Source organism: Streptomyces sp. NBC_01012 (assembly GCF_045162755.1).
Classification (GTDB): Bacteria; Actinomycetota; Actinomycetes; order Streptomycetales; family Streptomycetaceae; genus Streptomyces.
Window position 1 is genome coordinate 2,369,900 of the sequence record NZ_CP108688.1, and the last position, 23,308, is coordinate 2,393,207.

A 23,308-nucleotide genomic window follows, 5' to 3' on the forward strand; every position below is an offset into this window, starting at 1 on the left:
TGCCGGTTGGCACTGTGGGGGTCACTGTCGATCCCTTCGTCCGTGCACTGCTGATCTGAGGCGGTGAATCGATGAGATGGTCGATCGATGAAGCGGTAATCGGCGGCCGGGGCGGTTCGGGGTTGGGAACCTCCCCGGCCGGCCGGACCGGTCGGCCGCTCGTTCGTGGCGGGCCGCCTTTCCCGGTGAAGCCATGGAACGTCCGTGCCCTAGACCGGGACTCGTGTGCGCGTGGATCTGTGGAATCACCCCGCTATGTGGGGATATTCCCGTGCTTACGGGAGGGCACTTCGGCATGCTTGGAGCGCAGCATGGCCAGGGAACGGATCAGGACGCGCCGGGTGTCCCCCGGGTCGATGACGTCGTCCACGAGGCCGCGTTCGGCCGCGTAGTAGGGGTGCATCAGCTCGGTCCTGTACTCGTCGATGCGCTGCGCCCGCAGCGCCTCCGGGTCGTCGGACGCGGCGATCTCCCGGCGGAAGATGACGTTGGCCGCGCCCTCCGCCCCCATCACGGCGATCTCGTTGGTCGGCCAGGCGAAGGCCAGGTCGGCGCCGATGGACCGGGAGTCCATGACGATGTACGCGCCTCCGTAGGCCTTGCGCAGCACGAGGGAGATGCGTGGCACGGTGGCGTTGCAGTACGCGTACAGGAGCTTGGCGCCGTGCCGGATGATGCCGTCGTGCTCCTGGTCGACACCGGGCAGGAAGCCGGGCACGTCGACGAGGGTGACCAGCGGGATGTTGAAGGAGTCGCACGTCGAGACGAAGCGGGCGGCCTTCTCGCTGGCATGGATGTCCAGCACCCCGGCCAGGGCCGCCGGCTGGTTGGCGACGATGCCCACCGGGTGGCCGTCGAGACGGGCGAGCGTGCACACGATGTTGGGCGCCCACGCCTCGTGGACCTCGAAGGTCTCCCCGTCGTCGACGAGCTCCTCGATCACCGCCCGGATGTCGTAGCTGCGCCCCGGGTCGGCGGGCACCAGGTCCGTGAGGGCGTCGGTGCGCCGGTCGGCGGGGTCGTCGGAGGCCACCGCGGGGGGCATCTCCCGGTTGTTGGACGGCAGGAGCGCGATGAGGAACCGTACGTCCTCCAGGCAGGTCGCCTCGTCGTCGTACGCGAAGTGGCTGACGCCGGAGACGCTCGCGTGCACATCGGCGCCGCCCAGGCCGTTGTGGGTGATCTTCTCGCCCGTCACCGCCTGTACGACGTCGGGTCCCGTGATGAACATCTGCGCGGAGTCCCGGACCATGAAGACGTAGTCGGTGAGCGCCGGCGAGTAAGCCGCTCCCCCGGCGCACGGGCCGAGCATCACACTGATCTGCGGGATGACCCCGGAGGCGGCGACGTTGCGGCGGAAGATCCCGCCGTAGCCCGCAAGCGCCGTGACGCCCTCCTGAATGCGGGCGCCCGCCCCGTCGTTGAGGCTCACCAGTGGTGCTCCGGCGGCCTCTGCGAGGTCCATCACCTTGTGCACCTTCGCGGCGTGCGCCTCGCCCAGGGCGCCGGCGAAGACACGGAAGTCGTGCGCGTAGGCGAACACCGTCCTGCCGTGGACAAGCCCCCAGCCGATCACGACCCCGTCGCCGTGCGGTTTGCGCGCTTCGAGGCCGAAGCCCGATGCCCGGTGCCGGCGCAGCGGCTCGATCTCGGTGAACGTGTCCTCGTCGAAGAGGAGTTCCAACCGTTCGTGGGCGGTGAGTTTGTTCTTCTCGTGCTGCCGCCGGGTCGCCGCGGGGTCCGGGCCCCGGCTCACTTCTTCCTTGAGCCGGCGCAGTTCGGCGGCGGAGCGCCGCAGGTCGGGCGCGGCCGGTGCGGTGGTGGCCGGTGCGGTGGCGGCGACCGGTGTGGCAGGTGCGGCCTGTGCGGCCGTCAGGTCGTCAAGGATCGTCATCGGCCGAACGTAGGAACGCCGGCTCGAGACGTGCTGGAGAGCTCCGGCGGGAACCTGGCGCCCAGGCCCCGGCCCCGAGCTCAGCCGGAGGCCGGGACGGGCAGGTCCAGTGCCGGGTCGGCGGAGAGAACGGCCTGGTGGAGGCGTTGCAGCCGGGCCGATGGCTCAAGTCCGAGCTCTTCGACCAGCGTCACACGCAGCCGCTGGTAGGCCTCCAGTGCCCGCCAGGCGCCGCCCGAGCGGTGCAGTGCGGTCATCAGCTGGGCGCAGAAGTTCTCGTGCATCGGGTGCCTGGCGACCAGGACCCGCAGTTCGGGCACGATCTCCGTGTGCCGGCCGATGATGAGGTCGGCGTCTATGCGCCGCTCCAGGGCGGCCATCCGGTCCTCCTCCATGCGGAGCACCTCCAGCTCCAGCACGGTGCCGACGCGTACGTCGACGAGTGCGGAGCCCTGCCACATCTTGAGGGCCCGGCCCAGCAGGTCGGAGGCCGCGTAGTGGTCGCCGGCCTCGTGCGCGGCCCGCCCGGATGCGGTGAGCTGGCCGAACTCATGGGCGTCCACCTGGCCGGGCTGCACCTGGAGCAGATAGCCGCCGTGCTGGGTGACCAGGACGTCCTTGGCCTGACGGGACGGGTCCCCGTCGAGCGCGGCCGCGATCTTGCGGCGGAGCTGGAGGATGTAGGTCTGCAGGGTGGTGGCCGCGCTGCGCGGGATGTCCTCACCCCAGATCTCCTCCATCAGCGTCGCCACGGGCACGACCCGGTCGGACTGCAGGGCCAGCAGGGCCAGGATCTGGCGGGGCTTGGCCGCGGTGGGCACGACGGACACCCCGTTCTCACGGGCTGTCAGTGGTCCCAGTACTTTGATCTCCATGAGTACGCCCTCCTTCTTGGTGCTCCCCCCGTCCGGCCCGATGCGGGCCGGCAGGAACGTGTGGAGTCTGGGCCGAGCCTGACACCTGCGATGTTCGAGTCCCAGTGAGGTGGTCACGAGGGCGCACATGAAAATGTCATGGCCCGGTGGTGAGCCTCGCACTGTGCTGTGCGGCGCGGCTGGACGCAGAATCCTGGCACTCGGAAAACGAGGGAACGACGGAAAACGCATTCGGTCTCGTATCACGGACTCTGAGGGGGAAACACCATGAACGTCACCCTGCGCACTTCCGCACACGAAGCCAAGGCCGGCACAGCCGCCCAGCCGCTCCCGTCCGATCACCGGCTCGCGCTGCTGACGGCGCGCGCCGGTCTGGAGCCCGAGCTGGCGCAGCGTTACACGAGCGACCCCGTCTCCGTGCTCGCGGAGTTCGGTCTGCCCGCGATGGAGCCGGTGTTCGGGGACGTCCACAAGAACACCACGCCCGGCTTCACGGGGCGGGACCTGGTCATCGACCACCTGGACCGGCCGGGCACCATCACGCTCTACGGGTGCGCCACCGGCATGACGCCCCTGCCCGGGGAAGAGGCCGGGGCGGCGCTTGCATGACCATGACCGGGGGGACGGGCACGGAGCTGCCCGTGGGGTTCAAGAGACATCTGCGGGTGGAGGCGATCGATGGGGACGCCGTCTACCTCCTCTCGGACCAGGGGACGACTGCCCTGCAGGGGCGTGAGGTTCAGGAGCTCGCGGCCCTGCTGGACGGCACACGTACCCTGACGGGTGTGCTGGCGGACGCGACGGCGGCGATGTCGCCCGCCACCGCGGCCCGCATGATCGCGGAGCTCGCCCGGGCCGGTCTGATCGGCTATCACGACCCGGCCGCCGACGCCTGCACGGAGGCGTACTGGGAGTACGCCGGCGTCGGCGGTCCCAGCGCCTCCGCGTCGTTCCGTACGACGCCGGTGGATGTCGTGGTCCTCGGCCGGGCGGACCCCGAGGCGGCCAGGGCGGAGTGCCTGGCCGCCGGGCTGCGGCTGGCCGGGGCGGACGACGAGGGACCCCCGGCTCTCTCGCTCGTCCTGTGCGACGACTATCTGGACCCCCGGCTCGCCGAGGTCGACGCCGGGCACCGGGAGTCGGGCCGGGCCTGGCTGCTCGCCAAGCCCAGCGGGGCGGAGACCTGGGTGGGCCCGGTGTTCGGGTCCCCGCAGGGTGCCTGCTGGGAGTGTCTGGCGCACCGGCTGCGCGGCCACCGGGCCTCCCGGGCACCGGTCCTGCACGCCCTCGGGCTCGCGGGCACGGTCCAGGTTCCCGAGGCGTCGTTCGCCACCGTGCGGGCCATCGGGCTGCACACGGCGGTGCTGGAGGCCGCGAAGTGGGCGGCCGGCATGCGTTACGAGGGCCAGCAGGCCGTCTGCACGCTGGACACCCGCACCCTGGACACCAGCCGGCATCCGGTGAGCCGCCGCCCGCAGTGCCCGGCGTGCGGGGATCCGGGGCTCGTCGCCGAGCGGGTACGCCGGCCGTTCGTGCCGAGGTCGAGTCCGAAGCTGCACACGGTGGGGGGCAACGACCGGGCGCTGAGCGCGGAAACGGTGCTGAAGCGCTACCGGCACCTGGCCGATCCGGTCACCGGCATCGTCTCGGGGCTCCGCCCGGCTCCCGGTTCTCCCGAGGGCCTCAACCGGTATGTCGCCGGGCGCAACATGGCTCTCGGCGACAGCCGTTCACTGGCCGGGCTGCGCGGCGGGCTGCGTGGCCAGAGCGGCGGCAAGGGGACGACGCCGCAGGAGGCCGAGGTCGGCGCCCTGTGCGAGGCGCTGGAACGTTACTGCGGCAGCCGGCAGGGCGATGAGCCCACGGTGCGCGGCACCCTGGCCGGGCTCGGGGACGCCGCGCTGCACCCCAATTCCTGTCAGCTGTTCGCCGACCGGCAGTTCCGTGAGCGGGCCGGCTGGAACGCCGCGCACTCCCGCTTCCAGCAGGTACCGCCGCCGTTCGATCCGAAGGCGCCGGCCGACTGGACGCCGGTCTGGTCGCTCACCTCGGGCGCCCAGCGGCTGCTGCCCACCTCCATGCTCTATTTCGGCCCGGGGCCGAAGGGCGTGCCGGCCGCCCCGTGGGCCGACTCCAACGGCAACGCGGCGGGCAGCAGTCCGGAGGACGCCGTCGTCCAGGGCTTCCTGGAGGTGGTCGAGCGGGACGCCGTCGCCCTGTGGTGGTACAACCGCACACGGCAGCCCGCCGTCGACCTCGACGCCTTCGACGAACCCTGGCTGGCCGGAACCCGGCAGGCGTACGCACGGCTGCACCGGGACATCTGGGTCCTCGATCTCACCGCCGATTTCGGCATCCCCGTGATGGCCGCGATGTCCCGGCGCACCGATGGGGCGGCCGAGGGGATCTCCTTCGGATTCGGGGCTCATTTCGATCCCCGGCTGGCGCTGCGCAGAGCGGTCACGGAGATGGCCCAGCTGCTGCCTCCGGAGGCGGGCTCCCCCGAACTTCTCACCGCGGACCGGGACCTGAGCTCCTGGTGGCACGGTGCGACGGTGGAAAATCAGCCATACCTCAGGGCAGATCCAGCCGAAACCCCACGCACCCCCGGCTGCTATTCCTTCACCGCCCGGGGAGACCTGCGCGAGGACGTCGAGTTGGCCGAAACCCTCGTACGTGAGCACGGCATGGATATGCTCGTGCTGGACCAGACCCGGCCCGACGTGGGACTTCCCGTAGCGAAGGTGATCATTCCGGGGATGCGGCACTTCTGGGCGCGTTTCGCACCGGGCCGTTTGTTCGACATACCTGTGAAACTTGGACGACTCGAGCACCCGGTCCCATACGAACAAATCAACCCTGTACCGCTGTTCGTCTGAATCCGGGCGGCCCTCCCCATCTGCTGGCTCACGGACAACGTGAAGACATAGCATGCGTCCGCCACTGTTGACCCATGGCAAGGAGGCGGCGATGCCGACACGGAACATTGTTCCGTTTTCACCCCGGTCCTATGCGCCTGCCCCCCGGCTGGCCCGCGCGATCATCGTGGTGGCGCTCTGCTGCTACGGCACCATGACGGTGCTCAACGTGGTGCGGACCCACCCCGGGACGACCGAACTCGTCGTCTGTGTCGGGCTGGTCCTGGCGGTGTTCGGCGTACAGCTGGCCGTCTCCTCACCGCAAGCCCGCCATTGGCCGACCGGCTGGAAAGTGCTCATCCTGAGCGTGCAGGCGGTGCTCACCTTCGCGCCGCTCGTCTGGTTCAGCACCAACTGGGGCAGCATGCAGGGACCGCTCGCCGCCTCGCTGCTGCTCACCTTGCCGGCGCGCTACGCCTGGCCGAGCTACGGGGTGCTGATCGCCTTCATCCCCGCCTACAACCTGCTGGCCGGGGCGACGATCGACCTGGTGCTGTACTTCACCATCTCCGGCATCCTGACCGGTCTCGTGATCTACGGCCTGACCCGCCTCACCGACCTGGTGCACGAGGTCCACTCCACCCGGGAGGAACTGGCCCGGATGGCCGTGACACAGGAACGGCTGCGGTTCGCCCGGGATCTGCACGATCTGCTCGGCTACAGCCTCTCCGCCATCACACTCAAGGGGGAACTGATCCAGCGTCTGATCAGCAGCCGTCCGGACAAGGCGCGCGAGGAGACCGCGTCGGTCCTGCGGGTCGCGCGCCAGGCACTGGCCGACGTACGGCTGGTGTCCAGCGGGTACCGCGACATGTCGCTGTCCGAGGAGGCCGAGTCGGCGGGGACCGTGCTCGCCGCCGCGGACGTCAGGGCGGATGTCACGGTGGAGTGCGGCCGGCTGCATCCGGTCGTCGACACCGTGCTCGCCACCGCACTACGCGAAGGGGTGACCAACATTCTGCGCCACAGCGGGGTCCAGAGCTGCAGCATCAAGGCTGAGCTGGACGAAGAAACGGTCCGTCTCGGCCTGACCAACGACCACCCGCACGTACAGGCCGACGCCTTCTCCGCGCGGTCCGGCGGCGGAAGCGGGCTGGACAACCTGCGGACGCGGTTCACCGCGATAGGCGGCGGTCTCACCGCGGGACTTCAGGGCGACGGCCGGTTCCATCTGGAGGTCTGGGCGCCGATCCGGCCCCAGAACCAGCAGGACGAGCTGCTCGTGCTCGGGCCCGTGCCCCCGGAGAGATCCGCTGTAGCCTGACTTCACACATCTGACCGGGGGTAATGATGTTGTCCGTGAGAATCCTCCTTGCCGAGGATGTCCACATGATCCGTGGCGCGCTGGTGGCACTGCTCCAGCTGGAGCCGGATCTTCATGTGGTGGCCGCCGTGGACCGCGGGGACACGATCGTGGAAACGGCGTTGATGTCCAAGCCGGACGTGGCGGTGATCGACATCGATCTGCCGGGCATCGACGGGTTGACCGCGGCAGCCGAGCTCCATGAGCAACTGCCCAGCTGCCGCACCCTGATCCTGACCAGCCTCGGACGTCCGGGTACCTTACGGCGCGCCCTGACCGCCCATGTGTCGGGCTTCCTGCTCAAGGACTCGCCGCCGGACCAGCTCGCCCTCGCCGTACGGTCGGTGGCCACCGGACGCCGGGTCGTGGACCCTCAGCTCGCGCTGACCGCCTGGGACTCCCCGGAGAACCCGCTGTCCCCCAGGGAGCTGGAGGTGTTACGCCTCGCCGCCCGCGGCGCCGACGCCGCCGAGATCGCCGGCTGTCTGTACCTGTCCAAGGGCACCGTCCGTAACTACCTGACGGCCATCGTCGGCAAGCTCAGCGCGCGCAACCGCATCGACGCGATCCGGATCGCCGAGGAAGCCGGCTGGCTCCCCTGACGGCGCCCGAGGAGGTCCCCCGACCGCACCGGGTGCGCCGAGGAGCGTGTCGAGCATGCCGTCGTCCAGGGTGGTGCCGACCGACAGATCGGCCAGCTCCCCGAACCCGGTGTCGCAGACCGCGACGCTCACGACGTAGCCCTCGCCCGCCCGGAACGTGCCGAACTGCCACTCCGAGCCGGGGGCGGGCGAGCCGTCCGGACGGACGAGGCGCGGTCCGTCGTCACCGCCCCCTTCACCGTCGAGCGCGAAGCCGAATTCGGTGAAGCGGAAGCGCAGTCCCTGGCCCAGCGCCTTGCTGTACGCCTCCTTGAGCGTCCACAGCCGCACCATGGTGTCGTTGCGCGCACCGTCCCCGCCGGCGTCGAGCAGCTCCTTCTCGTACGGGGTGCACGCCTGGCGTTCGGAGCCGGTGTGCGCGAGCCGGCGGTCGGCGCGCTCCACATCGACGCCGATGCGTCCCCTGCGGGTGATGCCGACGACCATCATCTCCTCGGTGTGACTGAGGCTGACGTCGATCTGGTCGCAGCCGCGCACATAGGGCCGCCCGCCCGGCTGGTAGGCCAGATCCACCAGGTCGGGCCCGGTGCGCAGGACCGCGGCCGCGGCGTGCCGCAGGAACAGCCGGGAGGCGACGAACCTCTCGCGCATCCGGGGCATGGAGAGGGTCTCGTAGCGGCGCCAGTCGCGTCCCAGCTGCCGGCGCAGCTCGGCCTCGGTGCCGCCGCGCGGTTGCCAGGCCGGCATCGTCGCGTGCATCACGACGCTGCCGGTGCGGTCCAGTTCGCCGTGGATGGCGCCCCAGGGGCCGCCGGGGCCTTCGGCGGGCAGCGGGCGCCCGACCCGCGCCCCCACCTCAGGCTCCGGAGAGGGCAGCCGCCAGCGGCCCCGCGTCGAGGGCGGAGATCACCCCTGCCAGATCGACGGCATCGCTCGCGGGCCCCTGGCACACGGGCAGGCAGACGGGACCGCGTGGTCCCCCGCCCATCCGCCGCAGATACGGCGTGAGGACGGCCTGGGGCCCGATCTCGACGACATGGGTGGGCGCCTGCTGTGCGAGCAGGCTGCGTGCGGCGTCGGCGAAGCGGACGGGTGCGGTGATCTGTTCGGTCCAGTACGGGGCGTAGAGCGGCTCGGTGGCCAGCCGTCCGTACACCGTCGAGTAGAACGGCACCCGGGCGGCGCCGCCCGGCATCCGTCGGACGATCGCCTCGAACTTGGGCACCACGGGCGCCATCAGCGGGGAGTGGAAGGCGTGCGACACGGCCAGATGACGGCAGCGGATGCCGCGCTCGGCGAGCCGGGCCTCGATGCGCTCCAGGGCGGCACGGTCGCCCGACAGCACGATCGCCTTCGCGGCGTTGATGGCGCTGATGCCCACGGCGGGTTCGGCGGCGACGAGTTCGGCGGCCTCGTACGGGGTGACGCAGACAGCCATCATGCCGCCGCCCGGCGGCAGGTACTGCATGAAGGCGCCGCGCATCGACACGAGCTTCGCGGCGTCGGCCAGGGTGAGCGCCCCGGCGACGGTGGCGGCCGCGAACTCCCCGATGCCGTGGCCCAGTACGGCCACCGGGCGCACCCCCGCCTCCTCCAGGGTCCTGGCCAGGGCGTACTCGACGGCGAACAGAGCGGGCTGGGTCAGCGCGGTGCGGTGGACGGCGGGGTCGTCGGCGAGGATCAGCTTCACGACGGACTGCTTGGTCCACGGCATGATCGCTGCGTCGGCCTCGTCGAGGAAGGCGCGGTAGCCGGTGGAGTTCAGATAGAGCCCGGAGGTCATCCCAGGGTGCTGGGAGCCCTGGCCGGTGAAGACGAACGCGGCGCGGATCCGGCTCTCGCCCTGGGCCACGTCCCGCATCGCGAGGAGGCCGGCGAGCTGCCGCACGGTGGGGTAGGCCCAGATGTCGTCGGGCTCGACGATCGGGCCGAACTCCTCCTCGATGTCGCCGTAGAGGCTGAGGGCGGCGACCGAGTCGAGTCCTTCCTCGGCCAGCGAGACGGTCTCCTCGACCGGGCGGCCGATGTAGTGCGCGATCCGTTCGCTGAGCCACTCGCGGTGGGCCACGGCGAAGTCGTCCTGGGCGCGGGGCGGTTGGTCCTGCATGAGTCTGCTCCCTGTCGGGCTCTGGGGCGGGGGGCGCCCGGGGGCGGTCGGGGGTTCGGGGGATGGCCGCGGGGCCTTCAGGCGAGCGGTGAGCCGTAGAGGTCGTAGCTGCGGCGGTTGTGCAGCCTGGCCATGACCTCGTCGAGCACGAGGCGCTCGCAGTCGGCCGGGCGGTCGGGCAGCGGCAGCCCGAGCCGTCTGACCAGCCGGTACAGCACCGCGGTGGCCCAGGCGGGGGCGGCCAGGAAGGAGTCGACTCGGTCGGCGGGCGCGTTCCGCTGTTCGCGCCACACGCCGAGCGTGGCCGCCCCGGCGAGCACCAGGGTGTAGCGGTCGGCGAGGCCGAAGCTGTACGGGCTGGAGAGGGCCTCCCGGTCGCCCTGCGGCACCTTCTCGAACGCCTTCTTCAGATCGACGAGCTCCCCCGTGAGCGCGCGCGCCAGGAAGCGCAGGGTGGGGCCGCCCTCCCGCTCCTGGCCGGGGCCGCCCGCCGCTTCGAGCAGATCCGTGCAGGCGACCAGGGTCGCCGCGAGCGGGTCGCCGTCACCGAGCAGGACGGGCTGGGACAGGTCGAGCGCGGGCAGCGCCTCGTGCGGCCGGAAGAGTCCCGGGGGCGGCTCGGGATCCGCGAACCAGGCGTGCCGTGCGAAGTAGGGCAGCTGGGGCAGGATGCTGACCTGCCGCCCGGCGCTGCCCGCGTGGCCCAGCGAGGTGACCGGCAGGTCGCGGCGCTGCTTCTGGAACATTCCGTACGCACCGTCCTGAGCGAACGTTTCCTCACCCAGCACCGAGGACATCTCGTCCATGCTCTCGGCCACCAGCTTGGGCGCCAGATAGGCGGCGGCCGCCGCGTAGGCGCTCATCTGCCGGGGCAGCAGGTGCAGCGCCCTGGTCGCGACCAGGGCCAGGCAGTCGATGACCAGCAGGTCGAGGAAGCCGCCGGTGAGCACATCGCGCACATGCCGCACTTCCAGGGAGGAACGGCCGTCGTCCCTGGGCCGGTCGGCGAAGCGCACGACGGTGCGCAGCGCGGTGTCGGCGCCGGCCAGCACGATGGAGGGGATCAGTCCGCGGATGAGGAGCGAGGAGCGCAGCGACAGTTCGTAGCCGTCGCCGATCGCGCCGAGCACGGCGCTGTCGGGCACCGGGCACTCGGTGATCCGCAGGCCGCCGAACTCCGCGCTGCGCATGCCCGTGGTGGTGGTGCGGGCGAGGTCCTCGACCCGCTCGGCGGGCAGCTCGTCGCGGTCGAGGAGCAGCACGGTGTGGCTGCGTCCGCGTGCGGTGCCCTCCGTGCGGGCGAAGACGACGAGTCCGGTGGCGCGCGAGGCGTTGGCGATGGCGGACTTGCTGCCGTCGAGCACCAGGCCGCCGGGGACGACGCGCGCGGTGAACTCGTCGCGCACGAAGTCGTTCCCGTGGGCCACCTCGTGGCGGGCGACGGCGACGCGCCGGCCGCCGAGGAGCAGCCGGGCGGCGTACGTGCGCTGTTCCGGGTCGCCCGCCGTCCATACGGGTGTGGTGGCGAAGAAGCAGTTGAGCCCGTAGCCGAAGCCGAGGGACGCGTCCCGGCGGAAGACGGGGCGCAGGACCCGGCCGAGTACGTCCATCCGCTCCAGCCGGCCGCCCACGTCGGCGGGCACGAACTCGGCGTTGAGGTCGAAGGTGTCCAGGACCTGTTCGGCGTCGGGCAGCATCTCGCCCTTCGCGTCGGCGGCGAGCAGGGCGGCGGTGCCGAGCGGGTTCGCGGGGTCGTCGAGCGGACCGAACGCCGTCTCCAGGGTGTCGATCCGCTCCTCCGCCGTGGTCATCGCTGCCTCCCCGTCGCGAGCAGCAGCTCGACCTCCGGCTCGATCCTCTGGTGCAGCGGGGTGAGCTCACCTCGCAGGAACAGCCGGCGCATGGCCGCCCGCTCCACCTTGCCGCTCGTCGTCCGGCGTACGGTGCCGGGCCGTACGAGCAGCACTCCCGCGGTACGGATCTCGTACTCCTCGCTCAGGCGTTGCTGGACGGCCGTCGCGAGGGCCGCCAGGTCGATGTCGTACCTGCTGCGGGCACGCAGCTCCTGGACGATGACGACGCGTTCGCGCGCGCCGGGCACCGCGAAGGCGGTGGCGGCCCCGAAGAGGCCGCTGACCTGCTGCGCCGTGCGCTCCAGGTCCTGCGGGTAGAGGTTGCGTCCGGCGATGACGATCATGTCCTTGAGCCGGCCGGTGATGTACAGCAGACCGTCGTCGAGGGCGCCGAGGTCACCGGTGCGGAGGTAGCCGCCCCCACCGCCCTCGATACGGCAGTCGAAGGCCGCCGCGGTCTCGGCGGGGCGGGCCCAGTAGCCGGGCCCCACGCTCTCGCCGCGGACCCAGATCTCCCCGATCCGGCGGTCGGGCAGCTCACGGCGGGTCTCCGGATCGACGATGCGCAGCTCGGCGGATGCGGCGGGACCGCAGTGCACGAGGGTGCGGCCCGGACCGTCCGGGTCGCTGAGCCGGCCGGCCTCCAGCGCTGCCACGTCGAAGGTGCGGGTGGCGGCGGGCGGTGCGGTGCGGGTGCCGGACACCAGGAGGGTCGCCTCGGCGAGGCCGTAGCAGGGCGCGAGGGAGCCGGGCCGCAGCCCGGCCGGGGCGAAGCGCTCGGCGAACGCCGTGAGGGTGGCCGGGTCGATGGGCTCGCCGCCGTTGACCGCGACCTCCCAGCGGGACAGGTCGAGGGCGGCGAGCTGCGAGTCGTTGACCCTGCGCACGCACAGCTCGTACGCGAAGTCCGGGCCGCCACTGGCCGTCAGCCCGTACCGCGAGATGGCCTCCAGCCAGTTCGCGGGACGCTTGACGAACGCGGCCGGCGACATCAGTACGGCGGTTCCGCCGAGCCACAGGGCGTGCAGCAGCTGGCCGACGAGTCCCATGTCGTGGTGGAGCGGCAGCCAGCCGCCCATCCGGATGCCGGGCCGGGTCCCGAGTGCCTCCTGGACGGCCCGCTGGTTGGCGAGCAGGCCCCGGTGGGTGACGGTCACACCGCGCGGGTCGCGGGTGGAGCCCGAGGTGTACTGGAGGTAGGCGACCGTGTCCGGTTCGGGCACGAAGGGCTGCCACGGCTCGGGGTCACCGGCCGCCGGAGCTGCGGCTGCGGGCCCGTCGGACAGGAGACAGACGACGCCGCCGTGTCCGGTGCGGGCGAGCAGCTGGGAGACCTCGGCCGCCTCGTCGGTGGAGGTGAGCACGCAGACGGCGGCCGCCTCCTTGACGATGCCGGCGATGCGGTCGTCGTGGTGGCCGCGGCCACCGGGCGGCGCGACGGGCACGGCGACGGCTCCCGCGTACAGACAGGCGAGGAAGCCGATGACGAACCGTTCGCGTGAGGGGTCCGCGATCAGCACCCGGTCCCCCGGTTCCACATGACGGCGCAGGACCGCAGCCAGGGCGCGGGCCGAGCGGTCGAGTTCCGCGTACGCGATGGTCCGCGGGCTCAGACCGCCGTCGCGCTCGGTGAGAAGGATCAGCGCCTCCCGGTCCGGCGTCTCGGCGGCCTGGGCCTGCAAGTGTTCCGTAAAAGTCCGGTGCCCTCTCACGCCTCCCCCTCCCGTGTCGCGGCGCAGTCCCCGGGGACGGGCCACGGCTGGCTCTGCTGTGGGCAAGGCAGGGGTGCGCCCTTGAGGGGACCCCTGCCTCGCCCGTGGATGTACGGCGGATTCCGCTTCACGGTGCGGTCCAGGTGACCGGGTGCCGGTAGCCGCCACGTTTGACGGTCCATCCGGCGTAGGCCGCCCGGGTCTTCTCGTCCGGTTCGCCCGAGCGGCGGACCAGGGCGAGCAGTACGGCGGTCACAGCTGCGAGCTCGGCCTCGTCGGGCCGGCCGCGGAGCACGGTGATGCGCATCGGATTCGCCATGCCGACAGCCTGCTCCCACCTGCTCGAAGCGGGCTCGCGCCCGGGACGCGCCGGAGCCGAGGACCTGGTGGCCCTCGGCTCCGGCGTGGGTGGAGCGGCTGCGGCGCGGGGGTGTCAGCCCAGGACGCGTTCGTAGGCGATGTGCCGGGTGCGTTCCACCTCGACGTCGGCGAGCTCGCGCATCTGCCGGGTCAGCGCCCGGTGTCCGCTGTCGGCCAGGGCGCGTTCGCAGGCGTCGGCGTCCCGCCACCACCGGATGCCGGTGTACACGTCGGGGCGCAGGGTGGAGCGAAGCAGATCGCTGCCCCCGAAGCCGCCGAGCCGCCCGAAGTGCTCGTCCGTCTCGGCGAAGCGCTGTTCGAAGCGCGCCGGGTCGCGATGGATACGGGCCCGGGTCAGGACCACGTTCTCCGCACCGACCACGGCGCTCTCGTTCAGTTCCCGCGCCACGCTGACCGCCTGGTCCACCTCGGTGTCGGCCATCGGGCCGAGCTGTGTGACGTGGGCCTGGAAGGTGGCGTCGTGGACGGTGTTCAGGAAGCCCCGCATGGTCCGCCAGTGTCCGAAGTGCACGAAGACCTCGGGACGCTCGACGAGCTGGACGGTCACCAGGAAGTCGAAGTCCTCGCGTCTGCGCAGGTACTGGGAGTGATCCCGGAACTCGCGCTCGAACTTCCCGGTGTCGCCCTTCACCTCGAATCGGTTGACCACGGTGACGGGTGTGTCCTGACTACGACTGTGCACGCGCTTCCTCCGCGAACTGCTTGGCATGACGCAAAGTGGTGGAGCTGTTGGTACCGAGGGACCTGCGCACCAGCGCGCGTGCCTCGGCGAGGGTGGCTTCGGGCCCGAGCGCGGTGCGTACGCCCGCGGGGTCCAGGGTCACGGTGTGCCACGAGGTGGCCCTGACCGTGCCGTCACCGAGTGACTCGATCACCCAGCGGCCGGTGTGGCCGGCCATGGCGACGGGCACCCGGAGCTGCTTGTAGACGATGACGTCACGGTCCTCGAAGCAGACCCGGACCGAGGTGGTGTTGTGCGTGGAGCCGTCCGGGCTGCGGGTGTCCATGTCCATGTGCTGGATGCCCGGCTCGTCCTCGGTGAGGTCGAGCCGTGCCACGTGCGGCAGCCGCTCGGGCCACAGATCGGCGCGGTCCAGGAAGGCGAACACGTCACCGGCCGCCCCGAACACGGTCTCGGAGTCGCTGAAGGTGAAGTGGAGTTCCTCGCGGGCGTCACCCAGCTCGGCGGTGTTCTTGAGTGCGAGGAGCTCGGAGCGGCTGTTGGTGTCGACGGCGCTCTCGATCAGCTCCTCCGCGGCCGGGTCCCCGTCGACGGCCCGGTAGTCGTGCAGGAGGGTGACCCGGCTGGAGCCGTCCTCCAGCTCCTGGACGCGCCACTCGCCTCCCATCGAGGCGACGGGTGCGGCCGTGACGACCTGCCGGAAGGAGATGGTGCGGGCGGCCGGGTCCAGGACACGGCGCGAGGTCCAGGTGCGGACCTTGTCACCGGCGACGGCCCAGATGCGCAGGAGCTGCTCGCCGCCTCCGGCGGGAGCCTCCTCCAGCACCTCGACGTGCACGGTCGGGCCGAACACCTGGGGCCACTCGGCGACATCGGCCACCAGCGCGTAGACGACGTCGGGTGACGCTCCCACGGTGACGGCGTGCTCCGTGACATGGAGTGCTTCGGTTTCGGACGTAGCGGTCGGCGCCACGGCAGACCTTCCCTTCGACAGTCCGCAGCAAGGCGGATCACAAGGCTGACATGAAGTGGTGGAGCGGGACTGGAGAACCGGTGGACCCGGCTACGCCTCGCGCCAGTCGGGGCGTTCGAGGATGTCCACGACGGCGCAGCCCCAGCTGTATCCGGCGCCGACGCTGATCAGGACGCACCGGTCGCCCGGCGCCGCCCGGCCCGAGACCATCAGATGGTCGAGGCCCGCGAACTGGTCGCCCGCGCCGAGGTGTCCGACCGTGCGGCTGAAGTCCCAGGTGGTGCGGGCGGGATCGATGCCGAACGGCTTGTAGTAGATGGAGTTCAGGCGGCGTTGCCCGAAGTGCGGCAGCACCACCCAGTCGGCGTCCGCGAGTTCACTGCCGGCGTCGGCCAGCGCCTGCTTGATGGCCGTCTGCTGGCCGCTGTGCGCCCGGGTGACGGCGTACGAGATTCCGGTGCGGCCCACGAAGGACCGCTTCGCGGCCTCGAAGTCCACGGGCATGCGGTGTCCGAACGGCGCCGTGGTGAACGGGTCGTCGCCGCGGTGCAGCGGTTCCAGCTCGGGGTCCGCGTGCGTCGCGAGCGAGACGAGCCGGGCGAAGCCGCCGCGCCGGGAGAGCACGAGCGAGGTCGCGCCGTCCGCGTACGGGGTGCCGGGGTCGGTGTTCCAGCGGTCGATGCCGGGGGCGCAGAACCGGTCGGCGGTGGTGAGCAGCGCTTCACCGTGGCCGTGTCCCGCGGTGAGGTAGGCGGAGGCCAGATCGAGTGCGGCCAGGCCGCCGTTGGACATCTGCCGGATCTCGATGGCCTGGCAGGAGTTGCCGAGGGCCTCGCGCTGGATGTAGGAGGCGACGGGCCACAGGTCCTGGCCCTGGTGGTAGGTGTCGGCGTGCAGCAGCAGATCGACATCGCCGCCGTGGATGCCGGCCCGCCGAAGGGCGGTCCGTGCGGCGGTCGCGGCCATCTCGGCAGCCGACTCGTGGGGCGAGTACGCCACCGACTCCATGCCGGCGCCCGCGGCCACCCGGGGCGGGCACGCCCCGGACGTGACCGCTTCGGCCACCGGGATGCGGGAGGGAAGCCGTGTGGAGGTCCCCCGTATGTAGACGTCTTCCAGACGCACTGTCACTCCAAGGAAAGTGAGGTCAGCCCGTTGCGGCCGCGGCCATCGGCGGGGTGTCGTGGACCCGTCCCGGCGGTCCGTCGAGCAGGACGTAGTGGACGGCGTCCAGGAGCGCCTGCCAGCTGGCCGCGGTCGAGTTGCCGTCCACGCCGACGGTGCCCCAGCGGCGCTCGCCGTCCCGGTAGGAGACGAGCACCCGGGCGGCGGCGCCGCTGCCCGTCTCCCCGCTGAGCACCCGCACCCGGTAGTCCACCAGTTCGAGGCGGGCCAGGGCCGGGAAGCAGGGGTCGAGGGCCGTGTGCAGCGCGGTGTCCAGCGCGTTGACGGGGCCGTTGCCCTGGCCGGTCGCGGTGACGGGGCGACCGCCGACCAGGAGCCGTACGGTGGCCTCCGTGCGGACCTCGCCGCCCCGCACCCCGAACACCCCGACGGACCAGGACTCGACCTCGAAGGGGCGGGGCACGGGGTCGTCGGCCAGCTCCTCGCGCAGCAGCAGCTCGAAGGAGGCGTCAGCGGACTCGAAGCTGTAACCGCTGTTCTCCAGCTCCTTCACCCGCGTCGCGGCGCGGGCCACCTCGTCGGAGCCCGCCGCCAGGTCGTAGCCCAGTTCGCGCGCCTTGAGCTCGATCGAGGAGCGCCCGCCCATGTCGGAGACGAGGGTGCGCATGCTGTTGCCGACCAGCTCAGGGGTGGTGTGCTGGTAGAGGTCGGGGTCGACCCGCAGGGCGGAGGCGTGCAGTCCCGCCTTGTGCGTGAAGGCCGAGCCGCCGATGTACGGAGCGGCCACGTCGCCGCCCACCTGGGTGAGCTCGGCGACGGCACGGCCGGTCACGGCCAGCCCGCGCAGCTTCTCCAGCGGGATGACCTCGCGGCCCCGCTTGAGCACGAGGTTCGCGGTGACGGTGAACAGGTCGGCGTTGCCGCACCGTTCTCCGTAGCCGTGTGCGGTGCCCTGCGCCTGGACCGCTCCGGCGTCCACCGCCGCCATGGTGTTGGCGACGGCGCAGCCGGTGTCGTTGTGGCAGTGGATGCCCAGCTGCACCCCGGTCAGGGCGAGTGTCTCGGCGACGACGGACCGCACCTCGTCCGGCAGTGAGCCGCCGTTGGTGTCGCAGAGTACGACGGTCTCGGCGCCTGCCTCCGCCGCGGCGCGGACCACGGCCAGCGCGTACTCGCGGTTGAGCTGGTAGCCGTCGAAGTAGTGTTCGGCGTCGACGAACACCCGCCGGCCGGCGTGCACCAGGTGGCGCACCGTCCCGCTGATCATGGAGAGGTTCTCGGCGAGCGTGGTGCGCAGGGCATTGCGCACATGACCCGTGTGGCTCTTGGCGACCAGGGTCACCACCGGGGTCTCCGCCTCCAGCAGGGCGCGCACCTGAGGGTCCAGGGGCGCGGGTACGCCGGGCCTGCGGGTGGCGCCGAACGCGGCGAGCACCGCGTTCTTCAGGCCGAGTTCGGTGCGGGCACGGCGGAAGAACTCGGTGTCCTTCGGCACGGCCCCCGGCCAGCCTCCCTCGATGAAGCCCACGCCGAGGTCGTCGAGCCTTCGTGCGACGGCGAGCTTGTCCTCGACCGTGAGCACCATGCCTTCCTGCTGAGTGCCGTCGCGCAGGGTCGTGTCGTAGAGCTGGAAGCTCTGCTCGGCCATCGCCCCTCCCTTGTCCTGTGTGCGCCGGCGCCTGCCGGCCGCTGTCCGGATACTTCCCTCACGGTCGGACGACGGGCCGGAGAAAGGCTCGAGCGGTGATGGACCGTGCGCGTACGACGATGCGACGGGAGCGGGGGTGTTTTTCCGCCTCCACGAGGGAGCCCGCTCGGAGGAAACAGCCATGGTGCGCCTCTCAGGTCTCGGGACCGGGAGAGCCCTCGGGGCTCTCAGGTGACCCGAGGGCCTCGGACCATCGGACCGCCGGCGACGCGAGACGGCGCTCCGTCAGGTCCTGGGCCCCTCCCGGACCGGCACGAACAGGGCTGCCACCAGTCCGGCGACGGCGAACAGGGCCGCCCAGGTGAGCGCCAGTACGTAGCCGGAGGCGAGGGCGTCGGTGGTGTCCGCCCCCGCGGCGACGCGGGCGTCGACGCGGGCCGCGGACAGGGCGGCCAGGGTCACCAGGCCGGCCGCGCTCCCGAGTTGGCGGGTGGTGTTGAGGAGCCCGGAGGCCAGCCCGGCCTGCTCGGCGGGGAGTCCGGCGGTGGCGGCGTTCGTCGTGGCGTTGAGCACGGCGCCCATGCCGAAGCCGAGCAGCACGGCGGGGCCCAGTACGTCCACGGTGAACGTGGCGCCGACGTCCAGCCGGGCGAGCCAGAACAGTGCGGCGGCGGACAGTCCGAGGCCGCCGAGCAGGATCGGGCGCGGCCCGGTGCGGGGGACGACGGAGGCGATGCCCCAGCCGCCGAGCGCCATGCCCAGGGACAGGGGGAGATAGCTCAGGCCGGTGACCAACGGGCTGTAGCCGAGCACCTGTTGGAGCAGCAGCGTGAAGAAGTAGAAGGTGCTGAACAGCGCGGCGATGCCGAAGAAGGCGACGAGGTTGGCGGCGGCCACGGAGCGGTTACGGAAGACGCCGAGCGGCACCAAGGGGTGCCGGGCGAACCGTGCCTGGATCACCAGGAAGAAGCCGAGCAGCGCGGCACCGGCGAGCACCGGTACGAGCACGCGTGCGGAACCCCAGCCGTGCACGTGCGACTCCGAGACCCCGTACACGGTACTCATCAGCCCGAGTGTGACCGTGACGGCACCGGGCAGGTCGAGGCGGCGGTGGGCGCGGCCCTCGCCCTGCGGCCGGGTCTCCGGCACCACCCAGCGGACGGCGACGAGCAGGGCGATCCCGATGGGGACGTTGACCAGGAAGATCCACCGCCAGGAGAACCACTCGGTGATCACCCCGCCGACCAGCACACCGATCGCCCCGGCCGTCCCGGAGACGGCGCTCCACCATCCGTAGGCCCGTGCCCGTGCGCCCGGTTCGGTGAAGGTCGTGCCGAGCACGGTGAGCGTGGCGGGCGCCATCACCGCGGCCCCGAGCCCCTGGAAGGCGCGGGCCAGGATCAGCGTCCCCGGGGCTTCGGCCATTCCCCCGACCGCGCTGGCGAGTGTGAACAGGGCGACTCCGCAGAGGAAGATCCTGCGCTGGCCGAACAGGTCCGCGAGCCGTCCGCCCAGCAGCAGGAAGCCGCAGACCACCACGGTGTAGGCGTTGTTGACGAGCTGGAGGTTGTGCCGGTCGAAGTCCAGGTCCCCGGCGATGACGGGCAGCGCCACGTTCACCACCGAGGCGTCGAGCACGTTCATGAACTGGCCCAGACAGCAGGCGACGAGCACCAGCCCGGTCCTGGGGGCGGGCCTGCCGGGCGGGGCGGGCGTCTGTCGCAGACGATCGGTCACAGTCATGCGGGCACGCTGGGCCCTCGCGATCGACCGCCGCCGGACCGCGTGTCGACGCGCGGTGGAGTGCCGGTCCACCGCGCATGGCAGCGGGGCCGCGCGGTCGAGATGCCCTCCACCGGGACTGCAGGGAGGTGCCCCAGAGTCCGGTGCCGTACTCCCGCCCGGCCGGCCGACATTCCACGAGGAGAGCTCGCCATGGCCAAGATCACCTATAAGCATCCGAACGGTACCGTCACCGTCGTCGACGTCGAGGCTCCCAACACGGTCATGCGTGGTGCGAAGCTCAACAACGTCGACGGCATCGAGGCCCAGTGCGGCGGCTCCGCCCAGTGCGGCACGTGCCATGTGTACATCGACGAGGCGAACACGCTGCCACTGCCCGAGATGGACCCCGTCGAGGACGACGTGCTGTACGGCACCGCCAGCGAGCGCACCGAGTTCAGCCGGCTGAGCTGCCAGTTGCCCGTCGGTGACGAGATCGACGGGCTGCTGGTGCACCTGCCCGAGGCGCAGAGCTGATGGCCGCGCACGCGGTCGTCGTGGTCGGCGCGGGCCAGGCGGGGTTCGAGACGGCCCGCGCCCTGCGTGGCCGCGGCTTCCGGGACCTGATCACGCTCGTCGGCGACGAACGGCCCGGGCCCGCCCATCGGCCTCCGTTGTCGAAGGGTTATCTGGCGGGCACGGTGCCGGCCGAGGACATCGCGCTGCGGCCCCCGTCGTTCTACGCCGACCAGGACATCGAGCTGCTGGCCGGTGACCGGGTGGCCTGCGTCGACCGCGAACGGCGCACCGTCCTTCTGGAGTCCGGGCTGCGGCTGCCGTACGACAACCTGGTCCTGGCGACGGGGTCCCGGCCCCGCACCCTGCCCGTGCCCGGCTCCTCGCTGACCGGGGTGCTGTCGCTGCGGAGCCTGGCCGACGCCGATGACCTGCGGCTGCGGCTCGGCGGGCCGCCCCTCAGCCTCGTCGTGGTCGGTGCCGGTTTCATCGGCCTGGAGGTGGCGGCGACAGCCCGCGGCCTCGGCCACGACGTGACGGTGGTGGAGGCGCAGCCCCGGGCCCTGGCCCGCGCGCTCACCCCCACGGTGTCGGACCGGCTCGTCGCCGAGCACCGCGAGCGAGGCGTACGCGTCCTGCTCGGCCGCGAGGTGACCACGCTCATCGGCGACGGCGAGGGCCGGGTCGCGGTCATGGAGCTGGGCGGCGGCGAGCGGATCGCCGCGGACCTCGTCGTGGTCGGCGTCGGCGTCCTGCCGAACACCGAACTGGCCCTCGCCGCCGACCTGCTGGTCGGTGACGGCATCGTCGTGGACGAGCAGCTGCGCACCAGTGACCCGGACATCTTCGCCCTCGGTGACTGCGCGCGCTTCCCCAGTCCGCACGCGGGCCGCCATCTCCGGGTGGAGTCCGTCCAGAACGCCTGCGACCAGGCCAAGTGCGTGGCCGCGGCGATCTGCGGCGAGCCCTACGCGTACACCGCCGTGCCGTGGTTCTGGTCCGAGCAGTACGCGCTGCGGCTACAGATCGCGGGTCTGACGACGGGCCACGACGAGACGGTCACCCTCGGCGACCGCGCCGAGGGGAAGTTCTCCGTCCTCTGCTTCCGCGACGGCCGTCTGATCGGCGTCGAGTCGATGAACCGGCCCGCCGATCACGGCATCGCCCGGCGGCTGCTCACGGCCGGCACCGATCTGTCTCCCGAGACCGTCCGGCAGCCGGACTTCGACCTCAGGAGACTCCCCCGCACCCCGACCGCCGCACCGTCGAGCACCACCCGGGAAAGGCTGTCCGTCCACGCCTGAGACCGGAACGTGGGGGGCGCCCGGGATGTCCCGGACGCCCCCTCCCGCCGTCGTACGCCGGCCGGAACCGCTGTCACGCGTGCCCCTCGCCGAGACCGCCCGCGGCGGCCGCGCTCACCAGGAGCGCGGCCGCCATGTGCTCGGGATACCCGGGCGCTCGGTCGCCCGGTCGCTCGGTCGTGAACGGCCGCCGGTCGTGGCTCAGGCCCCGGCGCCGTTGGCGACGGCCTGGGCGAAGCGCTCCAGCGTCTCCCCCGGGCTCGGACCGTCCAGGGCCTTGAAGATCCGCTCGGCCCCCGGGCCGTGCTGGTCCAGCTTGACGTGGGCGAGCGACACCTTGGTGTGGCCCGCGTCGACGGCCTCGAAGTCCACCTCGATCCGGCTCGCGCCCTCGTCCGTGGGGATGGACTGCCAGTTGGGGTCGATCCGCCAGGTCATGGCGACACGGCGGCCCGGCTCCCACTCGAGGACCCGGCCCCAGGCGATCTCGGTTCCTTCGACGTCCCACTCGTAGTAGCGCCCGCCCACGCCTCCTTCGAAGGCCAGTCCCGCACGCTCCTTGCGCACCAGGATGTGGCTCGGCGGCCACCAGTCCGCGGGGCGCTCGGTGAAGATCTTGAAGCACTGATCGGGCGTCGCCGCCACGGTCACCGACTTCCTGACGTCGGGCAGGATCTGCGTCTGCTCGGGCACGGGGGCCTCCTCGCTCCAGCCGGGTGTCCGCCCGGTCGCCACATCGAATGGCGTTCACGCTGCCCCCTCGCGCTAGGCCCGGTGTCGAGTCCGCCTTGAGGGGCGTGGCTCCACCCCGAGTCGACCGGCGCGCGAGAAACCCGCAAGGACACGGGCCCACCGTCGAGCCTCCGGACAGGACCGGCACGAGCGATGGGGAGAGCACGATGACAGACGCGGTACGACGAGTGGCCTTCGTGACCGGTGCGACCAGCGGGATCGGCCTGGCCGTGACCGAGCTGCTCGCCCGGCAGGGGGTCGCGGTGTTCGGTGTGGCGCGCAGCGCCGAGAGCGTGCGCACCGTGGTCAAGCAGCTCCGCGAGGAGGGCCTCGAAGTGGCCGGCACGGTGTGCGACGTGACGTCCCCGGAACAGATCCGGGAGGCCGTACGGGCCGCGGTCGCCGAGTACGGGCGGATCGACATCCTGGTCAACAACGCGGGCCGGGGCGGCGGCGGTGTGACGGCCGAGATCGAGGACGCCCTCTGGGACGACGTCATCGAGACCAATCTGAACGGCACCTTCCGGGTCACCCGTGAGGTCCTCAAGGCCGGCCTGATGCGGGACGGCGACTGGGGCCGGATCATCAACATCGCGTCCACCGGCGGGAAGCAGGGCGTCGAACTCGCCGCGCCCTACTCGGCCTCCAAGCACGGGGTGATCGGCTTCACCAAGGCCGTGGGCAAGGAGCTCGCCCCGACCGGGATCACCGTGAACGCCGTCTGCCCCGGCTATGTCGAGACGCCGATGGCGCAGCGCGTCCGCCAGGGCTACGCGGGCCACTACGGCGTGAGCGAGCAGGCGATCCAGGAAAAGTTCAACGCGAAGATCCCGCTGGGCCGTTACTCCACCCCCGAAGAGGTGGCCGGCCTGGTCGGTTACCTGGCATCGGACACCGCCGCGTCGATCACCGCCCAGGCGCTGAACGTCTGCGGCGGCCTCGGCAACTACTGAATCGGAGT

At 71.8% G+C, this 23,308-nt stretch carries 19 protein-coding genes and 1 pseudogene; 7 read left to right on the top strand and 13 right to left on the bottom strand.

From position 1 onward, the window contains the following. Nucleotides 1-253: 253 nt before the first annotated feature. Nucleotides 254-1,894 (bottom strand): acyl-CoA carboxylase subunit beta, encoded by a 1,641-nt coding sequence (locus OG623_RS10285; protein ID WP_406145944.1) that lies wholly within the window; start codon nt 1,892-1,894, stop codon nt 254-256. An 80-nt stretch (nt 1,895-1,974) separates the two neighbouring features. Next, nucleotides 1,975-2,769 carry a BTAD domain-containing putative transcriptional regulator gene (locus tag OG623_RS10290; protein ID WP_406145945.1) on the bottom strand — a complete coding sequence of 265 codons (795 nt, stop codon included), beginning with the start codon at nt 2,767-2,769 and terminating at the stop codon, nt 1,975-1,977. Nucleotides 2,770-3,036: 267 nt separating this feature from the next. Here OG623_RS10290 and OG623_RS10295 point away from each other — a divergent pair, with 267 nt between their 5' ends. The 4 genes from OG623_RS10295 (at nt 3,037) to OG623_RS10310 (ending at nt 7,592) form a co-directional block, all read left to right on the top strand. Further along, the gene (locus OG623_RS10295; RefSeq protein WP_406145946.1) at nt 3,037-3,378 is read left to right on the top strand and encodes a hypothetical protein; all 342 of its coding nucleotides are present in this window, start codon (nt 3,037-3,039) and stop codon (nt 3,376-3,378) included. Further along, complete coding sequence (locus tag OG623_RS10300; protein WP_406145947.1) at nt 3,375-5,648, top strand: TOMM precursor leader peptide-binding protein; 2,274 nt, start codon at nt 3,375-3,377, stop codon at nt 5,646-5,648. The genes OG623_RS10295 and OG623_RS10300 overlap by 4 nt, the downstream gene beginning before the upstream one ends. Nucleotides 5,649-5,739: 91 nt before the next feature. Continuing rightward, on the top strand, nt 5,740-6,951 hold the full coding sequence (locus tag OG623_RS10305) for a sensor histidine kinase (protein WP_406145948.1): 1,212 nt from the start codon (nt 5,740-5,742) through the stop codon (nt 6,949-6,951). 26 nt (nt 6,952-6,977) lie between these two features. Beyond that, complete coding sequence (locus OG623_RS10310; protein WP_406151769.1) at nt 6,978-7,592, top strand: DNA-binding response regulator; 615 nt, start codon at nt 6,978-6,980, stop codon at nt 7,590-7,592. Nucleotides 7,593-7,727: 135 nt separating this feature from the next. On the opposite strand, the pseudogene OG623_RS10315 reads toward OG623_RS10310, so the two are convergent. The 10 genes and pseudogenes from OG623_RS10315 to OG623_RS10360 form a co-directional block, all read right to left on the bottom strand. Then, nucleotides 7,728-8,351: pseudogene (locus OG623_RS10315) on the bottom strand (4'-phosphopantetheinyl transferase family protein); the annotation flags it as partial. A gap of 97 nt (nt 8,352-8,448) precedes the next feature. Next, nucleotides 8,449-9,699 (bottom strand): acyltransferase domain-containing protein, encoded by a 1,251-nt coding sequence (locus OG623_RS10320; RefSeq protein WP_406145949.1) that lies wholly within the window; start codon nt 9,697-9,699, stop codon nt 8,449-8,451. 77 nt (nt 9,700-9,776) lie between these two features. Beyond that, a complete protein-coding gene (locus OG623_RS10325) occupies nt 9,777-11,510 on the bottom strand; it encodes an acyl-CoA dehydrogenase (RefSeq protein ID WP_406145950.1) in 1,734 nt (577 codons plus the stop codon). Next, entirely contained in the window at nt 11,507-13,234 is a 1,728-nt protein-coding gene (locus tag OG623_RS10330; RefSeq protein WP_406145951.1) for a fatty acyl-AMP ligase, read from the bottom strand. Before OG623_RS10330 ends, OG623_RS10325 begins: the two co-directional genes overlap by 4 nt. A 157-nt stretch (nt 13,235-13,391) precedes the next feature. Further along, nucleotides 13,392-13,583, bottom strand: a complete 192-nt coding sequence (locus OG623_RS10335) for an acyl-CoA carboxylase subunit epsilon (protein ID WP_406145952.1) — start codon at nt 13,581-13,583, stop codon at nt 13,392-13,394. A 114-nt stretch (nt 13,584-13,697) separates the two neighbouring features. Continuing rightward, nucleotides 13,698-14,327, bottom strand: coding sequence for an antibiotic biosynthesis monooxygenase family protein (locus tag OG623_RS10340; RefSeq protein ID WP_406145953.1), 630 nt, complete (start codon nt 14,325-14,327; stop codon nt 13,698-13,700). Then, nucleotides 14,314-15,300, bottom strand: coding sequence for an aromatase/cyclase (locus tag OG623_RS10345; protein ID WP_406145954.1), 987 nt, complete (start codon nt 15,298-15,300; stop codon nt 14,314-14,316). Before OG623_RS10345 ends, OG623_RS10340 begins: the two co-directional genes overlap by 14 nt. Nucleotides 15,301-15,390: 90 nt before the next feature. Further along, nucleotides 15,391-16,425 carry a ketoacyl-ACP synthase III family protein gene (locus OG623_RS10350; RefSeq protein WP_406151771.1) on the bottom strand — a complete coding sequence of 345 codons (1,035 nt, stop codon included), beginning with the start codon at nt 16,423-16,425 and terminating at the stop codon, nt 15,391-15,393. A gap of 22 nt (nt 16,426-16,447) precedes the next feature. Further along, nucleotides 16,448-18,073, bottom strand: a complete 1,626-nt coding sequence (cimA, locus tag OG623_RS10355; RefSeq protein WP_406145955.1) for a citramalate synthase — start codon at nt 18,071-18,073, stop codon at nt 16,448-16,450. 285 nt (nt 18,074-18,358) lie between these two features. Next, a complete protein-coding gene (locus OG623_RS10360; RefSeq protein ID WP_406145956.1) occupies nt 18,359-19,816 on the bottom strand; it encodes a DHA2 family efflux MFS transporter permease subunit in 1,458 nt (485 codons plus the stop codon). Between the two features lie 192 nt (nt 19,817-20,008). Between OG623_RS10360 and OG623_RS10365 the strand changes: the two genes are divergently transcribed. Both OG623_RS10365 and OG623_RS10370 read left to right on the top strand, forming a co-directional pair. Further along, complete coding sequence (locus OG623_RS10365) at nt 20,009-20,332, top strand: 2Fe-2S iron-sulfur cluster-binding protein (RefSeq protein ID WP_406145957.1); 324 nt, start codon at nt 20,009-20,011, stop codon at nt 20,330-20,332. Next, nucleotides 20,332-21,615 carry an NAD(P)/FAD-dependent oxidoreductase gene (locus tag OG623_RS10370; RefSeq protein ID WP_406145958.1) on the top strand — a complete coding sequence of 428 codons (1,284 nt, stop codon included), beginning with the start codon at nt 20,332-20,334 and terminating at the stop codon, nt 21,613-21,615. Before OG623_RS10365 ends, OG623_RS10370 begins: the two co-directional genes overlap by 1 nt. A 201-nt stretch (nt 21,616-21,816) precedes the next feature. On the opposite strand, the gene OG623_RS10375 is transcribed toward OG623_RS10370, so the two are convergent. Beyond that, entirely contained in the window at nt 21,817-22,308 is a 492-nt protein-coding gene (locus OG623_RS10375) for an SRPBCC domain-containing protein (protein ID WP_406145959.1), read from the bottom strand. Between the two features lie 206 nt (nt 22,309-22,514). Here OG623_RS10375 and OG623_RS10380 point away from each other — a divergent pair, with 206 nt between their 5' ends. After that, nucleotides 22,515-23,300 (top strand): SDR family NAD(P)-dependent oxidoreductase, encoded by a 786-nt coding sequence (locus OG623_RS10380; protein ID WP_406145960.1) that lies wholly within the window; start codon nt 22,515-22,517, stop codon nt 23,298-23,300. Nucleotides 23,301-23,308 lie beyond the last annotated feature (8 nt).